17 protein-coding genes are annotated in these 19,528 nt (G+C 38.8%); 10 read left to right on the top strand and 7 right to left on the bottom strand.

Annotated features, from left to right (window positions below; genetic code table 11):
- Window positions 1–10 precede the first annotated feature (10 nt).
- Complete coding sequence (locus KFZ56_RS16680) at window positions 11–1,075, bottom strand: acyltransferase family protein (RefSeq protein ID WP_222643173.1); 1,065 nt, start codon at window positions 1,073–1,075, stop codon at window positions 11–13.
- 245 nt (window positions 1,076–1,320) lie between these two features.
- Between KFZ56_RS16680 and wecB the strand changes: the two genes are divergently transcribed.
- From wecB to tatA, 9 genes are all read left to right on the top strand, one after another.
- Window positions 1,321–2,418, top strand: coding sequence for a non-hydrolyzing UDP-N-acetylglucosamine 2-epimerase (gene wecB, locus KFZ56_RS16675; RefSeq protein ID WP_222644034.1), 1,098 nt, complete (start codon window positions 1,321–1,323; stop codon window positions 2,416–2,418).
- A gap of 721 nt (window positions 2,419–3,139) precedes the next feature.
- A complete protein-coding gene (locus KFZ56_RS16670; protein WP_309228319.1) occupies window positions 3,140–3,907 on the top strand; it encodes a DeoR/GlpR family DNA-binding transcription regulator in 768 nt (255 codons plus the stop codon).
- Window positions 3,908–4,163: 256 nt separating this feature from the next.
- Window positions 4,164–4,910 carry an HAD family hydrolase gene (locus tag KFZ56_RS16665; protein WP_222643171.1) on the top strand — a complete coding sequence of 249 codons (747 nt, stop codon included), beginning with the start codon at window positions 4,164–4,166 and terminating at the stop codon, window positions 4,908–4,910.
- A gap of 42 nt (window positions 4,911–4,952) precedes the next feature.
- On the top strand, window positions 4,953–5,960 hold the full coding sequence (locus KFZ56_RS16660) for an ABC transporter substrate-binding protein (RefSeq protein WP_222643169.1): 1,008 nt from the start codon (window positions 4,953–4,955) through the stop codon (window positions 5,958–5,960).
- Between the two features lie 236 nt (window positions 5,961–6,196).
- Window positions 6,197–7,879 (top strand): ABC transporter permease, encoded by a 1,683-nt coding sequence (locus tag KFZ56_RS16655; protein WP_309228318.1) that lies wholly within the window; start codon window positions 6,197–6,199, stop codon window positions 7,877–7,879.
- A 25-nt stretch (window positions 7,880–7,904) separates the two neighbouring features.
- The gene (locus KFZ56_RS16650; RefSeq protein ID WP_222643168.1) at window positions 7,905–8,984 is read left to right on the top strand and encodes an ABC transporter ATP-binding protein; all 1,080 of its coding nucleotides are present in this window, start codon (window positions 7,905–7,907) and stop codon (window positions 8,982–8,984) included.
- A gap of 115 nt (window positions 8,985–9,099) precedes the next feature.
- Entirely contained in the window at window positions 9,100–9,684 is a 585-nt protein-coding gene (locus KFZ56_RS19695) for a metallophosphoesterase family protein (protein WP_255585189.1), read from the top strand.
- Window positions 9,612–10,505, top strand: a complete 894-nt coding sequence (locus KFZ56_RS19690; protein WP_255585188.1) for a hypothetical protein — start codon at window positions 9,612–9,614, stop codon at window positions 10,503–10,505. The genes KFZ56_RS19695 and KFZ56_RS19690 overlap by 73 nt, the downstream gene beginning before the upstream one ends.
- 308 nt (window positions 10,506–10,813) lie before the next feature.
- Window positions 10,814–11,032 (top strand): twin-arginine translocase TatA/TatE family subunit, encoded by a 219-nt coding sequence (tatA, locus tag KFZ56_RS16640; RefSeq protein WP_222643167.1) that lies wholly within the window; start codon window positions 10,814–10,816, stop codon window positions 11,030–11,032.
- A gap of 384 nt (window positions 11,033–11,416) precedes the next feature.
- On the opposite strand, the gene KFZ56_RS16635 is transcribed toward tatA, so the two are convergent.
- From KFZ56_RS16635 to KFZ56_RS16610, 6 genes are all read right to left on the bottom strand, one after another.
- On the bottom strand, window positions 11,417–12,133 hold the full coding sequence (locus tag KFZ56_RS16635) for a glycerophosphodiester phosphodiesterase (protein WP_222643166.1): 717 nt from the start codon (window positions 12,131–12,133) through the stop codon (window positions 11,417–11,419).
- A 30-nt stretch (window positions 12,134–12,163) separates the two neighbouring features.
- The gene (locus KFZ56_RS16630; RefSeq protein WP_222643165.1) at window positions 12,164–13,567 is read right to left on the bottom strand and encodes a lipopolysaccharide biosynthesis protein; all 1,404 of its coding nucleotides are present in this window, start codon (window positions 13,565–13,567) and stop codon (window positions 12,164–12,166) included.
- A gap of 15 nt (window positions 13,568–13,582) precedes the next feature.
- Window positions 13,583–14,755, bottom strand: a complete 1,173-nt coding sequence (locus tag KFZ56_RS16625) for a hypothetical protein (protein ID WP_222643164.1) — start codon at window positions 14,753–14,755, stop codon at window positions 13,583–13,585.
- Between the two features lie 15 nt (window positions 14,756–14,770).
- Window positions 14,771–15,862 carry a polysaccharide pyruvyl transferase family protein gene (locus KFZ56_RS16620; RefSeq protein ID WP_222643163.1) on the bottom strand — a complete coding sequence of 364 codons (1,092 nt, stop codon included), beginning with the start codon at window positions 15,860–15,862 and terminating at the stop codon, window positions 14,771–14,773.
- Window positions 15,863–15,953: 91 nt separating this feature from the next.
- Complete coding sequence (locus tag KFZ56_RS16615) at window positions 15,954–17,006, bottom strand: glycosyltransferase (protein ID WP_222643161.1); 1,053 nt, start codon at window positions 17,004–17,006, stop codon at window positions 15,954–15,956.
- Window positions 16,999–18,231 (bottom strand): O-antigen ligase family protein, encoded by a 1,233-nt coding sequence (locus tag KFZ56_RS16610; protein ID WP_222643160.1) that lies wholly within the window; start codon window positions 18,229–18,231, stop codon window positions 16,999–17,001. Before KFZ56_RS16610 ends, KFZ56_RS16615 begins: the two co-directional genes overlap by 8 nt.
- 184 nt (window positions 18,232–18,415) lie before the next feature.
- Between KFZ56_RS16610 and KFZ56_RS16605 the strand changes: the two genes are divergently transcribed.
- A complete protein-coding gene (locus tag KFZ56_RS16605; protein WP_222643159.1) occupies window positions 18,416–19,483 on the top strand; it encodes a glycosyltransferase family 4 protein in 1,068 nt (355 codons plus the stop codon).
- The last annotated feature ends 45 nt before the right edge of the window (window positions 19,484–19,528 follow it).

Genomic DNA, 19,528 nt, shown 5'->3' with positions numbered 1-19,528 from the left:
CATGAAAATTTTATTTATTCATTACCTTTTTAATAAAGTAATACGGATTACACATATATCTTGTCGCCCTCTCAAAAAAGTTAGACCCCAATATAAACGTGACAATAATCGTTACCAACAAGAAAGCAATGAGTTTTGTATCTGGTTCCCACTCTGTCATATATTCCGTGCTACGTATAACAAAAACAATAATAGGGTGAAACAAAAATATAGTTAATGAGTTGTCTCCCCACTTTGTAAAAATACTTGCTTTATTTGGTATTAAGTTTATGATTAAGTAGCATAGCCAAAAAGATAGAGCATAAGAAAAGATGATTTTTGGAAAATACATTGAAAAACCATCGTTATCGTCAAGGAATTTGTTAATACCATGACTCCCTCTAAAAATAGACTCAAACCCATCAGCATTTTGTACATACAAAAATGTAAAAAGCATTGTGATAATCAATAACATGATTGTAGTAATTCTATGATTTAAAGAATGATAAATAGATGAGAGCCATTGTTTATTCATAAAATATCCCAAGAAAAAGAAAGGCAAAAATGATAAAGTTCTTTGATAGCTTAGTGTATAAGATGAAAAGTTTCCATAGTATTTTTGTACGAAATCGACAACGTCATCTGTATACCAGCGTGACATAAAGCCAATGATAAAGATAATGATAAACGTTATCCATTTTCCTGCTGTATTCAAATTGAGTTTCGTAATTATTAAAATAATACCATACCAAAACCCCATACTGACAATATACCATAAATGAAAATGTGGTTCTCCGTATGTAAATTGTAGGTTTGGATAATCCCCGGTTAAGTGCAACACCCAATTGAAAAATGTTTGAAATATCAAATAAAGCAGAATGAAGTTGACAACTTTACTAATACGCATTCGTTTCGCTAAATATCCGCTAATGAAGATAAATAGCGGCATATGAAAAGCATAAATAAAAACAAATAACTCGAAGTAATCATCTTTGTATATTTCAATTAAATGGCCAAAAACTACTAAAAATATTAATATCCCTTTTAGGTTACTGATTTTTACATCTTTACTAACTGCTGTCATCTTATCACCCAATCAGAGTTCCATCTCACATTGATATCATAAATATTCGTTAGTTATTCATCTTTCCTGACGTTTTACCATATATTTTGTCTAATTATCTTAAAAAAATTAAAAATCGCTTGAAATAATTAAAATGTTTATAATTAGTAAGAAATTGACATTGGTTCTTTGCATTCATTACACTGTATATAGACTTGAGAAAAACTGTTCTCTAACCTAAAAGCAAGGGAGTGAGGAACATCAAACGAATCAAAGTAATGACTGTATTTGGCACAAGACCTGAAGCAATTAAAATGGCTCCACTTGTCAAAGAATTAAACAAACGATCCGAGCGATTTGAATCCATTGTTACAGTGACTGCACAGCATCGTGAAATGCTTGATCAAGTCTTGGATATCTTTCGTATAAAACCGGATTATGATTTGGACATTATGAAACAAAATCAAACCCTGGCTCAAATTACGAATCGTACGTTAAACGGCCTTGATGAAATAATGAAAGAAACAAAACCGGATGTTGTACTGGTCCACGGTGATACAAGTACAACGTTTGCCGCTTCACTTGCTGCCTTCTATAATCAGATTATCGTTGGTCATGTGGAAGCGGGGCTGCGTACATGGAATAAATACTCCCCTTATCCAGAAGAGATGAATAGGCAACTAACAGGTGTCATTGCGGACTTGCATTTTGCCCCAACAGATAAAGCGAAGCAAAACCTTTTAAATGAAAATAAAGCCGAAGAAACGATTTATGTAACTGGTAATACAGCAATTGATGCATTAAACACAACAATTACGGATACATATTCCAGTCGGGTTCTGGATGAATTAGGCGATAAGCGCTTGGTTCTCATGACGGCACATCGACGTGAGAACTTGGGGCAGAACATGAATCAAATATTCCGCGCAATCAAACGTTTAACCCAGGAGCACGAGGATATTCAAGTCATTTATCCTGTTCATCTAAATCCGGTTGTACAACAAGCAGCCAACAACATATTAGGTGATAATGAAAAAGTTACGTTAATTGATCCATTGGGTGCTGTAGATTTTCACAATTTTGCAGCTCAAGCGCATATTATTTTAACGGATTCCGGAGGCGTGCAAGAAGAGGCGCCATCACTAGGTGTACCGGTATTGGTTTTACGGGATACGACAGAGCGTCCTGAGGGAGTGGATGCTGGTACATTAAAATTAGCTGGAACGAATGAAGAAGACATCTTTCATTTAGCAAACGAACTTCTTTCAGATGACGAAGCATATGAGAAAATGGCAAAAGCGTCAAATCCGTATGGGGACGGTCATGCATCGCAAAGAATCGTAGATGGGATTTTAGCGTATTTTGAGAAGGGCTAGAGCTTGAATTTTTATTATTGGGCTTGTAGCTATTACTGTATGCGAGACAATGTAAGAACAATGAATAATCATGAGGCTGGGACAAAACAAACGTGTTTAATAAAAAAGACGAACATTATCAAACTTAGCGTAGGAAATATGCGGAGACTCCAACGGGAGGGAAGGCATAGGTGAGACACCGAAGTGCAATAGCAATCTTTTTTGCGAGGAGTGCTGCCCCTCGAAGTCACTTGCAACACGAAGCGCACAAGGGGGCTCACCAGCCGCCCTAAGGTGCGCGAAGTATATTTTTAGAAGCGATATATGTTCGGAATTTATTTGTTAAAAACACTTTTGTCCCAGTCTCCTTTTCCCATTGATGATAAAATATATAGCGGTAGCTACTACCGGGAAACAGTGCCAGTCATCCACATGGAGTTTCGTAAGTGGATCATAGGAATCATAACCATATTTAGGGTAAATGTTCACCTATGGTTGTGATATATCAGCTAGATTCCCGCCAATCTTACTCAGCCATTCGTCGTGGTCTTCTGGTAACCCCGCATCTTCTTCTATTTCTTCACGTAAGTTCTCCTTTCCCCCATATTGAAATATTCTTTACATTTTAATGAAAAAATTCCATAAGGGATGAAAAATATAAATGGATGGTATACAATGTGTATAAGTTGCATTTAGTTGTATTTAATCGTATTACTTGTAACATCATTACTTTTCCAAAGAGGTGTCGCTGTTGTTTGCCAAAGAGAGACATAACGAAATTGTTAAGATGGTTAGAAAGGATAAGTCGGTTAAAGTATCTCATTTAATGAATTATTTTCATGTATCATTTGAGACAATACGAAGAGATTTGGAGTTCTTGGAAAAACAAGGCTTTTTGACACGTGTGCATGGAGGTGCCGTGCTGGAGGAAATAAACAGTAGAGAATTATCCTTTACCGTACGTGAATCAAAATATTTAAAGGAAAAACAAGAAATTGCCAAAAAGGCGATTGACTATGTCATTGAAGGGCAATCAATAGCGATGGATGTCAGTACAACCAATACGGAATTCGCGAAAGAGCTGAAAAAACAGTTTTCGCGTTTAACGGTTCTTACCAATTCCATGACGATAGCCAACGAACTGTCGGAGATGCCTGACTACACTATCATCTTTGCTGGGGGGATTTTACGAAATCAGGAGCTTTGTACAGTGGGGGATTTTACGGAAGATTTTATTACGCAATTCCATATTGATACATTTTTTATGAGTATTAGTGGCGTCTCCCTTACAAAAGGGTTAACGGATTATGGTGCTGGTGAATTACAGGTGAAAAAGAAAATGATGGAAATCGCACAACGCAAAATTGTGTTGGCTGACAGCAGTAAATTTGATGTTGTCTCCCTGTTAAATGCGTGTACGTTTGATGAGGTTAATCGAATTATTACAGATTCCAAAATCAGTGAAAGTGTATTGGAAAAATACCGAAATACGGGCGTTGAAATCCTGTAAGATGTTCCATCATCGATTACTTTCGACAGGATAACAGAGTAAAATCAAGTATTTTTTAGCTTAGGTGCTTTACCTAAGCTTTTTTAATGACTTATCAAGCAAAATAAATAAATTTGAATTTTGACTTCATTGTAATTTGCTTTATAATATTCAAACATAGACACATAAACACAAATTAACACAACTTATAACCCAATCAAATGCACATGATTATTGGTGGGTGACAAACACTTGTGTTAAGAAAGGGGGCGAGATGATGAGTGTTGTTGCGATAAACGGAAATACGTATGAAATTGACTGTATTTTATTTGATAAAGATGGAACGATCATTGATTTTACACTGTGGGTTCACTGGGCAGAAGCATTTATTGATTTGATTGACGATCAGGTCTCCTGTAACAAAGGTTTATTGGCCCGTTCGCTGGGATTTTCTTACGAGAATCGATCATGGGATCCGAAAGGACCACTAGCTATCGGATCTCTGCAAGATCTATTATCTATTCTATCTTTGGGGCTTTATCAACAAGGTGTTCCTTGGAATCAAGCGTACCAGGTAGTCAATGATGCCCATCAAGCGTTGGAGGAGTCATTTCCCATTCATAACCATGTCAAACCGATTAAAGGACTCATCCATTTCTTGGAACAGGCGAAAAAACATGGAATGAAAATGGGCATCGTCACATCGGATAATTACGAAAAGGCTGTCCAGCATTTGAATGCATTAGGGATTACGGACTATTTTTTAACTATTGTTGGGCATGATCTTGTCCAACGAGGTAAGCCATATCCGGAAATGGTTGACTACGCTTGTGAGCAGTTACATGTCGATCCTCGAAAGACGCTAATTATTGGTGATTCGAATGGAGATATGATGCTTGGCAAGAACAGCGGGGTTAAGATTCGCATTGGTATTGTTTCGGTACCTGCGATGCAAACGGGACATTTACAAGATGCGGATTATATTATAAACGACTATCAAGCTATTACATTGCAAGAAGCTTAAAAAAGTGATTTTTATGAATAGGAAAAGGAGAGGTTATCAAGGATGAAAAAATATCTATTGCTATTTGTATTTCTTACCATCGGTTTGATTCTTACGGCATGCGGCGATTCTGAAGATGCAACTGAAGCAAATGGTGCAAAAGGCGAAATTGATGTTTATACCCATAATGATTCGGAAGAAATGCAGGATTTAGTGAAAGGATTAGAAGATGAAACGGGTATTGGTGTGAATGTATTACGGTTATCCAGTGGAGAAGGATGGAGCCGGATGAATTCGGAGGCCCCCGATTTCGGAGCCGATATGCAATGGGGGATGCTGCACAGTATCGCGCTAAAAGCGGAAAACGAAGATTATTTAGAACCGTATGATTCCCCAACATGGGAAGACGTCCCTGATGAATTTAAAGATGAAGACGGAAAATGGTATGGATGGTCTTATTGGTTTAATTTGCTGGCAATCAATACAGATATTTTGGAAGAGAAAGGGCTAGACAAGCCGGAATCATGGGAGGATTTATTGGATCCTCAATATAAAGGCGAAATTGTGCTACCAGACCCCGGTACATCGGGAACATCCTACTTGTTCGTCTCCACTATTATGCAAATTATGGGAGAAGATGAAGGATGGGACTATTTAGAAAAGCTGGATGAAAACGTTGGACAATACGCAAAATCAGGTGATGCACCTGCACAAATGACTGCTCAAGGCGAATACGCAATTGGTATAACCTGGGACCAAGCTGTTTACAACCGGGTTGATGAAGGATATCCATTAGAAGCTGTTATACCGAATGAAGGGGTAGGCTATGACTTGGATGTGGTATGGATGTTCAAAGATACAAAAAATAAGGAGTTGGTCGAAGAAGCCATTGATTATATCGGTTCCGAAGAAGGGATGAAAAAATCTGCTGAGCATCGTTCGATGGTAACAAATCCAAATATAGAAGGAACGGCAGAAGAAATAGAAGACTACCTGATTGATTATGATGCGGTTTGGGCCGAGGAAAATCGTGATCGAATCATGAAGGAATGGCGGGAAAATTTTTCATAAAAGAGCGCGTTCAAAAAGGAGGATAAAAAGGACCGAGAAGTTCGAGGCGATGCAGTTTCGAGCAGCGGAATATATGCATTTAGATACATGAGCACAAGTAATGCTTCCCTGAATCTGCATCGCACGAAGGAAAAGTGCACTTCTTTTCCGAGCAGCGGAGAAACAAGTCAACGAAGAAATTCGAAGTGTCATTTTTACCGGAATTTTTGAATTTCCACTAAAAGGAGGCGTTATGAGTGGATGCTACACAGCCAGTAAACAATCGGCTTAAATCTTCTTCAACGATTTGGGGAAGATTCTGGGCCGAGCCGTGGTTTGCAATTGCCACGATAATACTTGCTGTTGCAATCATAGTATTTATTGTTGCTCCAGTATTTGCTGTTTTGTTAAAAAGTTTTGGGATTGGAACGGGTCAATTAACATTGGATTATTATAAACAGTTTTTCCAGGCATCCTACTATTGGGATGCTCTGCTGAACAGTATATTATCCGCAGTTATCTCAACCGTTATCGTGTTGTTTTTAAGTATCAATATCGCGCTTTATGTAACACGCTCAAAAAGTTTTTTGTCAAAATCTTTTCAGGGTATTGCGTTATTACCCTTGGTTGCGCCGCCATTTATATTTTCATTGGCATTGATTATATTATTTGGTAGAAGCGGTATTGTGACGGATTACGTTAGTCAATTGTTTGGTGGACAGTTTAGCATTTATGGGTTTTGGGGAGTTGTATTAGCGCAAATTATTGGATATTTCCCAATTGGATATATGCTGGTTGAAAGTACAATGAGGAATATGAATGCCGATTTAGAATACGCCGCACAGGATCTTGGCGCAAATCAGTGGAGAACAATTGGAGGTATTACGCTCCCGTTAGCAAAGTCCGGGATCATAAAAGCAGGTTTGCTCGTTTTTGTAATGGCATTGGCGGATTTTTCCAACCCTCTTATTATAGGCGGGGGAACTCGCTTTCTGGCATCAGAAGCTTACTTGCTTGTTGTTGGACAACATAATTTAGAGTTGGCTGCGGTGCTTGGGGTATTCCTAATCATACCAAGCTTATTGATTTTTATTTTTCAAACGTATTTTCTAAAAGATAGCAGTGTTGGCACAATCAGTGGGGAATCGGGATCACATAGTGTCCCCCTTTCCAAATCGGTTAAATCTTTTGTTGGAACGATTAGTGGTCTATTTACTGCCTTCATCTTATTGATGTTTGTCATGGTGGTGTTAGGTGCATTTGTAAAGATCATTGGAATAAACAATACGTTTACACTTGAACATTTTAATAATCGAACAGGTTGGGATTCGCTTTATACAAGTTTAATTGTTTCGTTCATCAGTGCACTACTTGCAGCTGGAATCGGAATTCTACAAGGCTTTTTGTTTGCAAGAAAGCCAATACCAGGTAAGAAATTATTGGAGTTTCTAACGTTGTTCGGTTTAGCAGTTCCCGGGACGGTTATGGGTATTGGTTATGTATTAATTTTCAATGGCCCGCCATTTTTCCTAACAGGAACGGTCATGATTCTTGTGTTGAATATGACATTTCGAAAAATTGGTGTTGGACTGGAAGCGGCAATCAGTAAAATGCACCAGATTGACACGTCCATGGAAGAGGCGTCAAATGATCTTGGAGCAGGGCCGTATAAAACATTTTGGAAGGTTATTGTGCCCTTAATGGTTCCGCCATTTACAGCAGGGTTTATCTATGCGTTTATGACGGCAATGGTTTCCATCAGTTCTGTTGTTTTCTTAATTTCACCAAACACCAATCTTGTGGCGATATATATTCTGAATTTAGCGGAACAGGCAAAGATTGGCTTAGCATCTGCCATGTCGTTCATCATGATCGTGATTGTATTAGCTTGCCTGGCTTTGTTGAAGTTTGTTGAAAAGAAGACAGGAATTCGTATTTAATGTTTACTAAGTGGGAGGGGTATACATGTCAGAAAACAACTTTCTGGAATTAAAAAATGTATGCAAATACTTTGATGATGTGAAAGCAGTAGATAATATTTCCATTTCGATCAAGCAAGGTGAGCTTGTTTCATTTATTGGTCCCAGCGGTTGTGGGAAAACAACCCTATTACGAACGATAGGCGGATTCAATAAACAGGATGCAGGTGAGATTATTTTAGATAATGAAAAAATCGATGCAGAACCGCCTGAAAAGCGGTCAACGGGTATGGTATTTCAAAATTATGCCCTTTTCCCCCATATGACGGTATACGATAATGTTGGTTATGGATTAAAGCAAATGAAGATACCGAAAAAAGACCGGGATGCGCGAATTAGGACCGCACTATCTCAAGTAGAGCTGGATGGTTATGGCGAACGGAAACCGGCAGAATTAAGTGGCGGACAGCAGCAACGCGTAGCCATTGCACGTTGTCTTGTTCTTGAGCCGAAAGTGTTATTACTGGATGAACCATTATCCAATCTTGATGCCAATTTACGTATTTCGCTTCGTGAAGAAATACGAAAAATAAAGGATAAGCTTAATTTAACGGTTATTTTTGTCACCCACGATCAGGAGGAAGCGTTAAGCATTTCCGACCGGATTGCGGTTCTAAATGGAGGAGTGATTCACCAGCTTGATAGCTCCGATATGATATACAATTACCCCCGCAACAAATTTGTTTCGACATTTGTCGGACAAGCAAACTTTTTCACCGGGCGTGTACAGGAGAATGAGAACGGGGTTTATTTGGATACAGGTACGATACGCTTTCCAGTTGACAGGCTAACCAAAGAACATGGCGAAATGGTGAATACAGGAGAAGAAGCAACCGTCCTTGTTCGGCCGGAGCAGATTAAAATCAATGCATCCAGCTCATTAAAGGGAAAGGTAACCAACATTATTTATAACGGAAATTTTACGCGTTATTTTATTGATGTAGAAAATGAAGAAGTGAAGGTCGATGATTTTAATTCGTTTAATAGCAAAAAATATCAGAAAGATGAGGAAATGGGGATCGAACTTCCGAAAGCACCGCATATGATTAATGAAAAAAACAATTAGGTATAAGAGTAGTTGACCATGTTTGAATATATAAAAATTCACATTTGCTATCTAATAATGGGTAAAACAAGTTTTTTCACAAGTATGTAAATTTTATAGAGGAGGAATCATAAATATGACAAAAGATTCTCAACATAAAAAATCACAAGAACCATTTCATTTAGAAAAGGCAGATAAAACTGTAGATCGTCGAACATTTCTAAAGCGAACATCACAAGTTGCCGGTACTGCGCTTGTGGTTACAGCAACAGGCTCATTAAATGCTATTCCGGTATCAGCGCTTACATCCAAAGGGAAGAATGCAAATCAAGATACCAATCAGAATGCATATAACTTAATATTTCCAGTCATCAGCGACGTTCATATACAAGGCGACTCTGATCATACATTGAATAAGTTTACCGAAACGATGCAACAATTAAACAGGATGGTACCAAATCAGGATGCTCTTATAACTGTTGGAGATCTGACTGATAATGGGTATGAAGAGGAATACAATCGGTTCAAGAGCGTATACGATAAAAATAAACAATCGCAGGCTGTATCGATGTTTGCAATAGGAAATCATGACTATTGGAATGGGTTATCTGCACCTGAAGCCCAAGAGCTTTTTCTTCAAAAACGGGAATGGAGTCAATATATTATCATAAAAAAGTCAAAGGCTACCACTTTATTATCCTTGCTACGGAGGATGAATTAACGGAAGGTACTTTCAGTGAAAAGCAAATTAAATGGCTGGATGAACAATTGCAAATAGCTCATGATGATGATCCCTATAAACCTATTTTTGTTTTTCACCATCAACCAATTAAAGACACCATATATGGAAGTGAATGGGGATTCGATGAAAACAGAGATCTTATTTATGAGACGCTAAGTAAATACCCGCGGGCAATTTCGTTCTCAGGGCATACCCACTACCCTCTGGATGATCCCAGAATCATTCACCAAAAAGATTTTACTGCCATTGGAACATCAACAGGCCATGACTTATGGCTTGAGGACGGCAGAATTCAGGGAGACCATCCTGTCGGTGGGGATTATTTAAATCAAGCTTTAATTGTGGAAGTGCATGATCACGATGTTATTATTTATCGTCGCGACATCCATCAAGATGATTGGACAGGAGATCCATTCCATCTAAGATATCCGCCTTATGACGAATATTATCATACTTATACAGATGATCGAGATCAAACACCGCCATATTTTACAGACAATGCAATGGTTGCCGTCGATAAAGCAAAGACGACCAATTCAACTTTGACACTTTTGTTAACACAAGCAAAGGACAACCTGCTTGTTCATGATTACCGAATCGTCGCTCGAGCTGTAGGTGGGGAGGAAAAAGAATATCTTGCTTTCTCTGAGTTTTATAAAGATCCTGTTCCTGATCCAGTAAGCATAACAGTTAGTGATTTAGAGCCAAACACGATATATGAATTTGATGTTTACGCTCTGGATGCGTTTGGAAATGAGAGTGAACGTTCGATTTCAACCATGGGCAAAACCATCCGATGAATAGCCTATAATTGCATTGGAGGAAGATAAGTTGTCAGATATTCAGGATAAAATAGAGTCACGGTTGAAAAACATGCGGACGTCCAAATAAATTGGGTTGGTTATGAAGAAAGCGCATCATACAACATACTAGAAAACCTTTTTATCTACTTTGAGACATTAACCTTAAAGTAGATAGATTAAGAAATGAAATCTCATCATTGTTTCTGAATCACAAACAATGATGAGAAATAGCTCGATATTCGACATTAGCACTAAGGTAAAAAAAGTTTACCTAACTATGCTATTGAAAAAGGAGGATAAATAAAGTGGGTATAGCAAATATTGGTATCCCCGGATTAATCCTAATAATTGTATTGGCCTTAATTATCTTTGGGCCTAAGAAACTTCCGGAAATTGGAAGAGCTGCCGGGAAAACATTACATGAATTCAAAAACTCTGCCAACGATTTGGTTAGCGATGATGCAGAAAATGAAGATAATCAAAATACGAACGATAACCAGAAAACGGAGGAAAATGGAGCTTAGAAACTATGCGGTAAGGGATGCGTTATCGATAGATGGAAAGGAAGTAAAGCATCTATAAGGAAGGCTAACAAACTACCATGAATCGAAGATGAATTTGATGATAAATAAAGAGTCTGGGACAAAACAAAAGTGTTTTATTAAAAAGACGAACATTATCAAAATTAGCGTAGGAAATATGCGGAGACTCCAGCGGGAGGGAAGGCATAGGTGAGACACCGTAGTGCAATAGCAATCTTTTTTGCGAGGAGTGCTGCCCCTCGAAGCCACTTGCAACACGAAGCGCACAAGGAGGCTCACCAGCCGCCCTAAGGTGCGCGAAGTATATTTTTAGAAGCGATGCATATTCGGAATCTATTCGTTAAAAACACCTTTGTCCCAGCTCCTTTATTTATCAAATATCTCCGGATTATTGGAAAACACGCCATCCACGCCATAATCCAGCAACTCTGCATATCTCTCCGTTGCATTCACCGTAAACGGATACACTTCATAACCCAGGGCTTTACAATTTTCCACAAAGTTTCTATCAGTATAAACATGGTGCGGATGAATACTACGGATGTTCAGTCCGCTACGTGTCACGTAGTCCCAAGCATTCAAAGGGCGATAATAAAACAGCATGCCAAGTGGAATATCCGCATTTTGATCTTGAACCTTTTTTAATGCAACATGGTCAAACGAAGATATAATAACATGATCCAAACGATGGTTATCCGATAGACATGCGAGTAATATTTCCTCAATACCATCATAAATGACAGGGATATTTTTGATCTCGATATTGAGATGCAAGTCGTTCGGTGCGATGGCGAGAACTTCATCGAGGGTAGGCAGTGTAAGGCCAGCGAATTGCTTACCAAAGGATGAACCGACATCTATCTGCCTGATTTCCTCCAAGCTGAAATCCCTAATACGTCCTTCCACATCTTTATTATGTCGCTTGAATGTATGATCATGGCTGACAACTAGTTTATCATCTTTTGTCAGCTGCACGTCCAATTCAAGTCCTTTTGCACCACGATCAATGGCTTTTTCAAATGCGGGTATTGTATTTTCCGGTGCTTCGGTTAGTGACCCCCTGTGGGCAAAATTTAGTACCAAATTATCATCTCCAATCAATAACAGCAATCTTCATTTATGTAGAAAGCTACGTGATGCTTGTCGTATCAGTGTAATCGCATCTTTATTATAGACGAAAAACAATGCAATGCCAATAACAATACTGATCAACACACCCGTGTGACTTAAAACAAATGGTGCTACAGTCGCACCGATGATAAGGAGAAATAATACGAATAGATCCCGCTTATTCATGGTTATTTTAAAGTAATGGGTAGAGGCGAAGACGCGAATGACCCACATTGTAAAGAAAGCGAGGAATGTGGAGATGGCGACGGTATATAACCCCAAAACATTTATAAAGATGAGATTAAACAAAACATTAATGCCAGCTCCTACGAAGGTCGTTGTGAATATAATGTTTGTTTTCTTAGCACCGTGAAAACCCGCTCCCCAGAATTGGGAGAAAGCGCTGAATAAAGTTCCCAGTAAGAGTATGCCGATAAATTTCCATGAATCAAAAAATGCATCAGCTACGACAATATCCAAAATGGGCTTTGCCAGTAAGGTTATACAAATGACAGAAGTTGTCATCAATCTAAAAAAGTACCGGAAAACAGTTGAATAATATTCATTCTTATCATCCGAATGAAAGGCAACAATAGCGCTGTCTTTCCAAGCCAATGAAAAAACCGTATGAACCATCAATAGAAGGGCAGGAATTTTATTTGCGACGGCATATATTCCATTGTACTCCATGCCTAAATAGGCAATGATAAAATAACGATCGGACATACTCATGATCCACCAGCTAACTGCCCCTGGAATAATGGGGACAGAATAGAGAAGAAAGGATGTAAGCATTTTTTTCGAATAGGTTTTACTAGATAGATACCTGCCAAAACCCATGACTTTCCAAGCAATGGTTACGACACTAATCCCTGCAAGAATAGACGCATAGAAAAATGCCTCCAGCCTCAGTTCTAAAACAAATATAAAAAAGAGGATGGAAATAACAGTTACTGCCGCTTGAATCATACCTGAAGCGGCAAATAGTTTATTATACCCCAATCCTCGTGCGCATTGTTGCAAAAAACTACTGGCGACGGTAACATTGATGAAAATAAGTGCCTCTATGCCATACGGAATGGGAAACGTTATGATGATGATAACTCCGAGCAAGTTAAAGATAAGAAGGTTTCTAAGAATGGCTATCGCACCGGTCGTTATGATACTTTTTCTACTCTCTTCCCTTTCTTCATCAAGCAACCATCGGTAAACGGCAGCAACCAACTCAAACGTAATAAAGGGAGTGAGTAACGTCGACGTAGTTACAATCAGATCCCATAGCCCATATTCAGAAGTAGTGAAATAATGGGTGTATAAAGGCAGCATGAGAAACGTTAGAAATTTAGACCCAAAGTTGGCTATTGCGTAGAGTAAGGTATTCTTTACTAATTTATTTTCATTTGCCATAATGGTCTATCCTTTTTATATCGAATTTCGGCTCCATACTTGTTGTGCGATTTTCTCCCCGGTAAATTTAAGCCGATAAAGGGCTGACAACAGGATGGACAAAGCAGGAATGGGGAATTGGTTTTCCTTCATTTTCCGGTAGATTTCATTCGAATAGGTATCCTTGTTACGCATGGCTACAACCTGAGCGATATATTTGGTCCGCTTTGTTTGGTATTTTCTTCGATCAAACACGTGCTTATAGAGAGGCAGTTTACCTAATACCTCCAATGTCAGCATGGTACGCAAACATTTTACGCATACGGAGCAATTCATTGAGCTGTCGTTTGTGCATACATTGAGATAGCGGTATGTAGGCACATAGCCAGAAATTTCCGCTGTTTTTTCCATTCGGCTATACCCGGATCCCGCTGAGAAAAAGGTTAACGATTCTGTGGACAGCATAGGTAAACTCAAGATGTCATAGGAGCCACTTATCGGACTTAACGCAAAGTGCTTCAATTGCCGACCGGATGAATAATAATAATAGCGAAATAACTTTTGCAGGGTTAGAATAGCAGCAGCATTTCTTATGGTATGTGTTTGTGCAAAGTTCATATGTAAAACTTCACTTAAATTGGAATCGATCGGTATGGTGTCGATTTTCATCTCATCCGCAAAAGGTTTTACCGCTTGCAGTCTTTCTTTAAAAAGCTTTCTGGCATCCTCCCCACCAAAATCACCATGTGATCCAATATTATGAAAAACAAAATGTGTTAATTTGAAAGGCTCCGGACAGTTGCCATGCAGGTGTTCATATACGGTGTGAAATGAATCCACACCACCGGAAAAACCTGTACCAACCGCTCCACTGTTTGTTATTGGGGAACTTTCCAAATCCTGAGCTAGGATTGAAATGGGCTTTAAACTCGGCATAGCTATATGTAAAGCGTTGATTAGATAATGGGTTAGTGTATAATACAGGCGTGCAGAAACAGGGAATTGCAACTTGATATCCTGCCCCTTTTTCATTGCTAGAAGCAGTAACCCTACCAAAAAGGCGTCCCCTCTTTCATAGGTTACGTACTCCTGATAAGCTGCTGGAACAGCGAACCATAAATAATCTTGATGTCCATCTATCTCAAATAAAGCGCGCAAAGTTCCTGTTTCTCCGTCCTTGATCCATTCAGGTTCGTAAATAATAATCAATGCATTCTCCTCTTTCTATTGCAATAGATAAGCGTCCAGCTTTTCAAACTGTTTTTCTGCATTTTTAACTTGTGCACGAACAGCTTGTGAATTGGTTTCCATGCTCATGTAGACTTGTTCGGCGGTGAGTTTCTGCACATTATCCATGTCTATATAACTTCCGTTGAAATCGAGATCTACCATGACGTGTTTCATTTTGTCACTATAAACGATAGGGAATACGGGTTTTTGGTATACCCATCCTAGAATCATGGCATGGAATCGACTCGCGATAACAAAAGTGGAACGAGCAATGATGCGTAATGCTTCGTCTATATGATATTTATAAGCATATGTTGTTATTCTACTTGCATAATTCGGAGAGATTTTCTGCATTATTTCTATGATGGCCTCCTCATCCGCCTCGAATGCACAAAAAGACATGAATGTAACCGGATAGCCTTTGTCCATGAAATAGATCGCGATATCTTTTATCTTCGTGTAATACATCGCATCATAACCGGATAAATTTTCTCTTATGGATGGCTTGATGACAGTGATGACAATATATCCATCGTCCTGACTTTTCTGAGTTGTTTGCTTTTGCAGGTGAAATACAATATCGTCAGCTACTCGAACATGGTTTAAATCGTTAAATAGCTCATAGGAATACGTATCTCGAAAGCATATATCCGTATAATGTTGAAATAAATATTTATGTTCCTGATAAAATTCTTGTTCATGAAAAGGACCGAAATTGGCACCTAACAGAAAAAAAGGCTTTCCTTTGATTGGCATCGCTTTGGTCATTTTCATAGTTTCTCTCCAATTTTGCCCCTGGATAAACAAGGATCCGCCAATAAGAACGGCAGCATCACAGTTTTTGGATATGTATGGCCGGGAAAAACGAAGGATGCCCATCGTTTTGAACATAAAATGGATTCCTCTACGGATGATGGTATCGCTAGGTAGGATCCGAATATTGTGTCGTTCTTTAAAGGCATGTTTGTATGCCTTTGGTGCGACTAACATAAACTGGGTATCCGGATATCGCTCAGCGATGAGTTTAATAAATAAATCATCACCCAGATTGAAATAGGTATACGCATAAAGCATGACGTTTTTCATGTTGGAAACCCTTCTTTCCATGACACTCTTATTATGCAGGATGACACAAAACAACCGGATTTAGACGTGGGAAAACGACTTCTTGCGAATGTTAGTTGTTATTGATCGTTTTTAACGCCTGAAATAGGGGATGCATCTTTTGTTGTATGGTGTTTTTTGTTTTAAAAAAAATATAAATACCGTTGATGGACTCGATTCTGATGAACAGACCAATGATACGTTTTTGTAGCGTATCGTTAAAATAAGCCATATGTTCCTTGAGAGAATCATCTGTCACAATCGTCCGTATCCTTTCCTTTTTCTCCTTCGAGGTAAGTGTGCTATTTGCATGAAATAAGTTTCCAAGCGCATGGATGATGTTGTTGGTATGGGTGCTGTGGATGAAGTGTTTGTTTTCGTCTTGGTAACAATTATGCGCGATTAAAAATGCCTTCATTTTTTGGAAAATAAGCTGTTGTTCTTTAAATAAATCCTTATTAAACCGGCGTGATAGGGAGCTATGGTCAGCAATGGAATAGTAATACAGTCGATTGTTAATGACATGAACCTTGTTACATATCTGGAGATAATCCAGATTAAATAACAGATCTTCACCCACGGAAAGACCCTCCATAAATCGTATCGTTTTCTGATTTATACATGCAGCTCGATATAATTTATTACAGGGAGAGGGGAGGAGAACATCTTTATAAAGCTCGCCAATATGTTTCATCAAAGGAACATATTGAAACACACCCTTCCTCGATGGTATATAGTCTTTGGTGTGATGGTTATCCCGATTAATGGTTTGATACCCGCATAGGACAAGTTGAACGTCACTGATCATTGCTTTAAGTAGGGTTTCTGTCATTGTAGGTTCCATATAATCATCCGAGTCTACAAATTGAATATAATCACCAAGCGCAGCATCTATTCCTGCGTTCCTGGCAGCTGACGGCCCGGCATTTTTCTGGTGAATGACGTTTACACGATTATCGCCTTTAGCAAAATCATCGCAAATAGACCCACTGGAATCAGTCGATCCGTCATTAACTAGGATAACTTCAATATATGTATATGTTTGGTTTAAAATGCTATGGATGCAATCGTGAAGCTGTATTTCTACGTTATATACAGGTACGATGATACTGACCAACTTATCCATACGTATCCACCCCCGATAAACAAAAGAGAATAGCCATGTATGTCATGACAGATGGTGCAAATAAAACATGTCCCGCTATCAATCCGATACCAAAGCAGAGGCTGATTACAAATAGTAATAATGCCTTTTCCATATGCAGCGGGAATGCTGTTTTCATGATTTGAACCCCTACATACAACAAGGGGAGCAGCAATAAGATACTCCCCATAATTCCATAGCTAAAAAACAAATCAAAGAAGTCCATTTCGATGACTTTGGGTGAATCTTTGTAATCACCAGCGTATCCCAGGCCAAAGACTTTTCGTACACCATTGGCATCGGAGAAATCCGCTTTTATATTCTGAAAATAGAGATCTCTGGAGCTTACTAGTTTCTGCAGAAAGGAATGACTTCCTTGCGTTTCCTCGACATGAGTTTGCGCTTGATTCGAAATGGCTTCAGCTCCCCGCGTACTATTGGATGATAGAGGTAGGAAGCATATAAAAATAATGACAATACTAAATAACAGCAAGCTGTGTTTATCGTTCCATATCCGTAACTTACATGTCCATAGTACGTAAAGCATGTAAAACAAGACAATAAGCATGCCACCCCAAAATGCGGTCTTTGTTCCGATTATGGGCACGATACTTAGCATCAGCATAAACCCCAGCCAGGAAGACCATTGTTTGTCATGATGGAGCTTTGCTGTCATGATCCCCAACAGAATAACGATCGTCACACTTAATTCATTTGCCGCAAAGAACCAACCGGTATAACCGATTTCTGTATAAGCATAGCTGTGCATACTGGTATCCGTAATGATAGCCAGCCAGAAACTTCCTCCAACAATAAGACTAACGAGGACAGACGCTTGGTATAGAATGCTATTACTTATGCGTTTATCCATCCATACCATTGCTACGAAAATCATGGTTAGATAGTAGCTAGTCTTTAGGGCGAAATTCATTTCCGCAAACCAGTCCATATTTTGCTTGAAGACTATATTCACCATGACCATGAGGAATATAGCTGCAAATGAAGCAATGTAAAGCAACATTATGCGATGATTTGTTTTCCAAAAGTATCCAAGCAACAGAAAAAATAAAACGATGATCATCATTGCTCTGCATACTGCGCCAATGGAAACGGGAAATGTTGTATACATGCTTGATAGAGAGGTTAGAATATCGATAATTGGCTGCATGATGATAAATAGAACAAGAATCTTATGCGTTTTTGTCATGAATTTAGCCACTTTCTGTGATGAATAATTCATCACAATTATTGACATGTTTCGCACATCTATTCAAAATGCGATTATATTTCACCTTTTTCTTGTCCATATTGATGTACTACAACATGTAAACAAGAGGGTGAAGATAATCAGAATATTGCACTTAAATGCCGGAAACGAAACGGGAGGAGGGATGCACCATATTCTTGGATTATTGCAGGTGTTCCAACAAAACCAAAGCGAACAATTTGTCCTGGGTGTATTGGAAGAAGGAGAATTATTTCAACGGGCAAGTGCCGCCGGCATACAAACCGTCCACTTTTCAAATGCCACCAGAGTAAGTATTCCACTCCTATACAAAATGATAGCTTATATCAAGCGAGAAAAGATAAGCGTTGTACATACACATGGACCAAGAGCGAATGTATATGCCAACATATTACGTAAACTTATCCCATTTCAATGGGTCGTTACCATTCATAGTCATCCGCTACATGATTTCATCCATAAAGGAAGATATGGAAATATATTATCCAAATTAAACATACATGCTGTAAAACATGCAGATCGGGTCATCGCTATCTCCGAGCCATTTCGTACCAGTTTAACAAATGCAGGGGTGCAGGATGGGAGAATTATAACCGCATTAAATGGCATTGATTTCCATAAGCAAATCGATCGTCCTTATGAGAAGTCAGATTTTGGCTTTGCAGAAGATGATTTTATCATTTTAATGGTAGCGCGTCTTGAACATGTGAAAGGGCATCACACCGCATTAGAGGCCTTTTCAGCATTTCTGAGTAAAAAGCATAAATGCCATATCCTACTGGTTGGCGATGGTTCTCTGAAAAAGGCACTAATGGATTATGCAACGATGCTTGGAATAACGAATCAGGTACATTTTATGGGGAATCGAAATGATGCAGACCGTTTTTATCATATGGCTGATGTAACCATGCTCACCTCATTTAGTGAAAGTTTTCCCCTTGTGTTATTGGAGTCTGCCCGGGCGAATACACCGGTTATTTCGACGGATGTAGGAGGCGTTAGAGAATTAATTTTGGATAGATCCATTGGGTGGAAGGTACAGCCGGGGAATATCATGGAATTAACCGCCGCGATGGAAGATGCATTACGTTTATATAAGAAGGGAATGTTATCCGCAATAGGAAAAAATCTAAAAACCCATGCTTCTGATAAATTTACAGTGGAGAAATTTGCTGAAAACGTTTATAATATATACATAAGCATGGACAAATAGATTTTATCCAACAAGGTCTTATATAAAATGAGGTGGGCAGCGTGG

The sequence above is a fragment of the Virgibacillus sp. NKC19-3 genome (assembly GCF_019837165.1).
In the GTDB taxonomy this organism is placed as follows: Bacteria; Bacillota; Bacilli; order Bacillales; family Amphibacillaceae; genus Virgibacillus_L; species Virgibacillus_L saliphilus.
This window is presented reverse-complemented; position numbering and strand designations above follow the sequence as displayed.

Excerpts from the sequence above, each read along its gene's own strand:
- KFZ56_RS16620 (WP_222643163.1), bottom strand. The coding sequence starts at position 15,862 with ATGAAAAACGTCATGCTTTATGCGTATACCTATTTCAATCTGGGTGAT.
- KFZ56_RS16615 (WP_222643161.1), bottom strand. The coding sequence starts at position 17,006 with ATGGATAAGTTGGTCAGTATCATCGTACCTGTATATAACGTAGAAATA.
- KFZ56_RS16660 (WP_222643169.1), top strand. The coding sequence starts at position 4,953 with ATGAAAAAATATCTATTGCTATTTGTATTTCTTACCATCGGTTTGATT.
- KFZ56_RS19690 (WP_255585188.1), top strand. The coding sequence starts at position 9,612 with ATGGAGTCAATATATTATCATAAAAAAGTCAAAGGCTACCACTTTATT.
- KFZ56_RS16630 (WP_222643165.1), bottom strand. The coding sequence starts at position 13,567 with ATGGCAAATGAAAATAAATTAGTAAAGAATACCTTACTCTACGCAATA.
- KFZ56_RS19695 (WP_255585189.1), top strand. The coding sequence starts at position 9,100 with ATGACAAAAGATTCTCAACATAAAAAATCACAAGAACCATTTCATTTA.
- KFZ56_RS16665 (WP_222643171.1), top strand. The coding sequence starts at position 4,164 with ATGAGTGTTGTTGCGATAAACGGAAATACGTATGAAATTGACTGTATT.
- KFZ56_RS16610 (WP_222643160.1), bottom strand. The coding sequence starts at position 18,231 with ATGACAAAAACGCATAAGATTCTTGTTCTATTTATCATCATGCAGCCA.
- KFZ56_RS16605 (WP_222643159.1), top strand. The coding sequence starts at position 18,416 with ATGCACCATATTCTTGGATTATTGCAGGTGTTCCAACAAAACCAAAGC.
- KFZ56_RS16650 (WP_222643168.1), top strand. The coding sequence starts at position 7,905 with ATGTCAGAAAACAACTTTCTGGAATTAAAAAATGTATGCAAATACTTT.
- wecB (WP_222644034.1), top strand. The coding sequence starts at position 1,321 with ATGACTGTATTTGGCACAAGACCTGAAGCAATTAAAATGGCTCCACTT.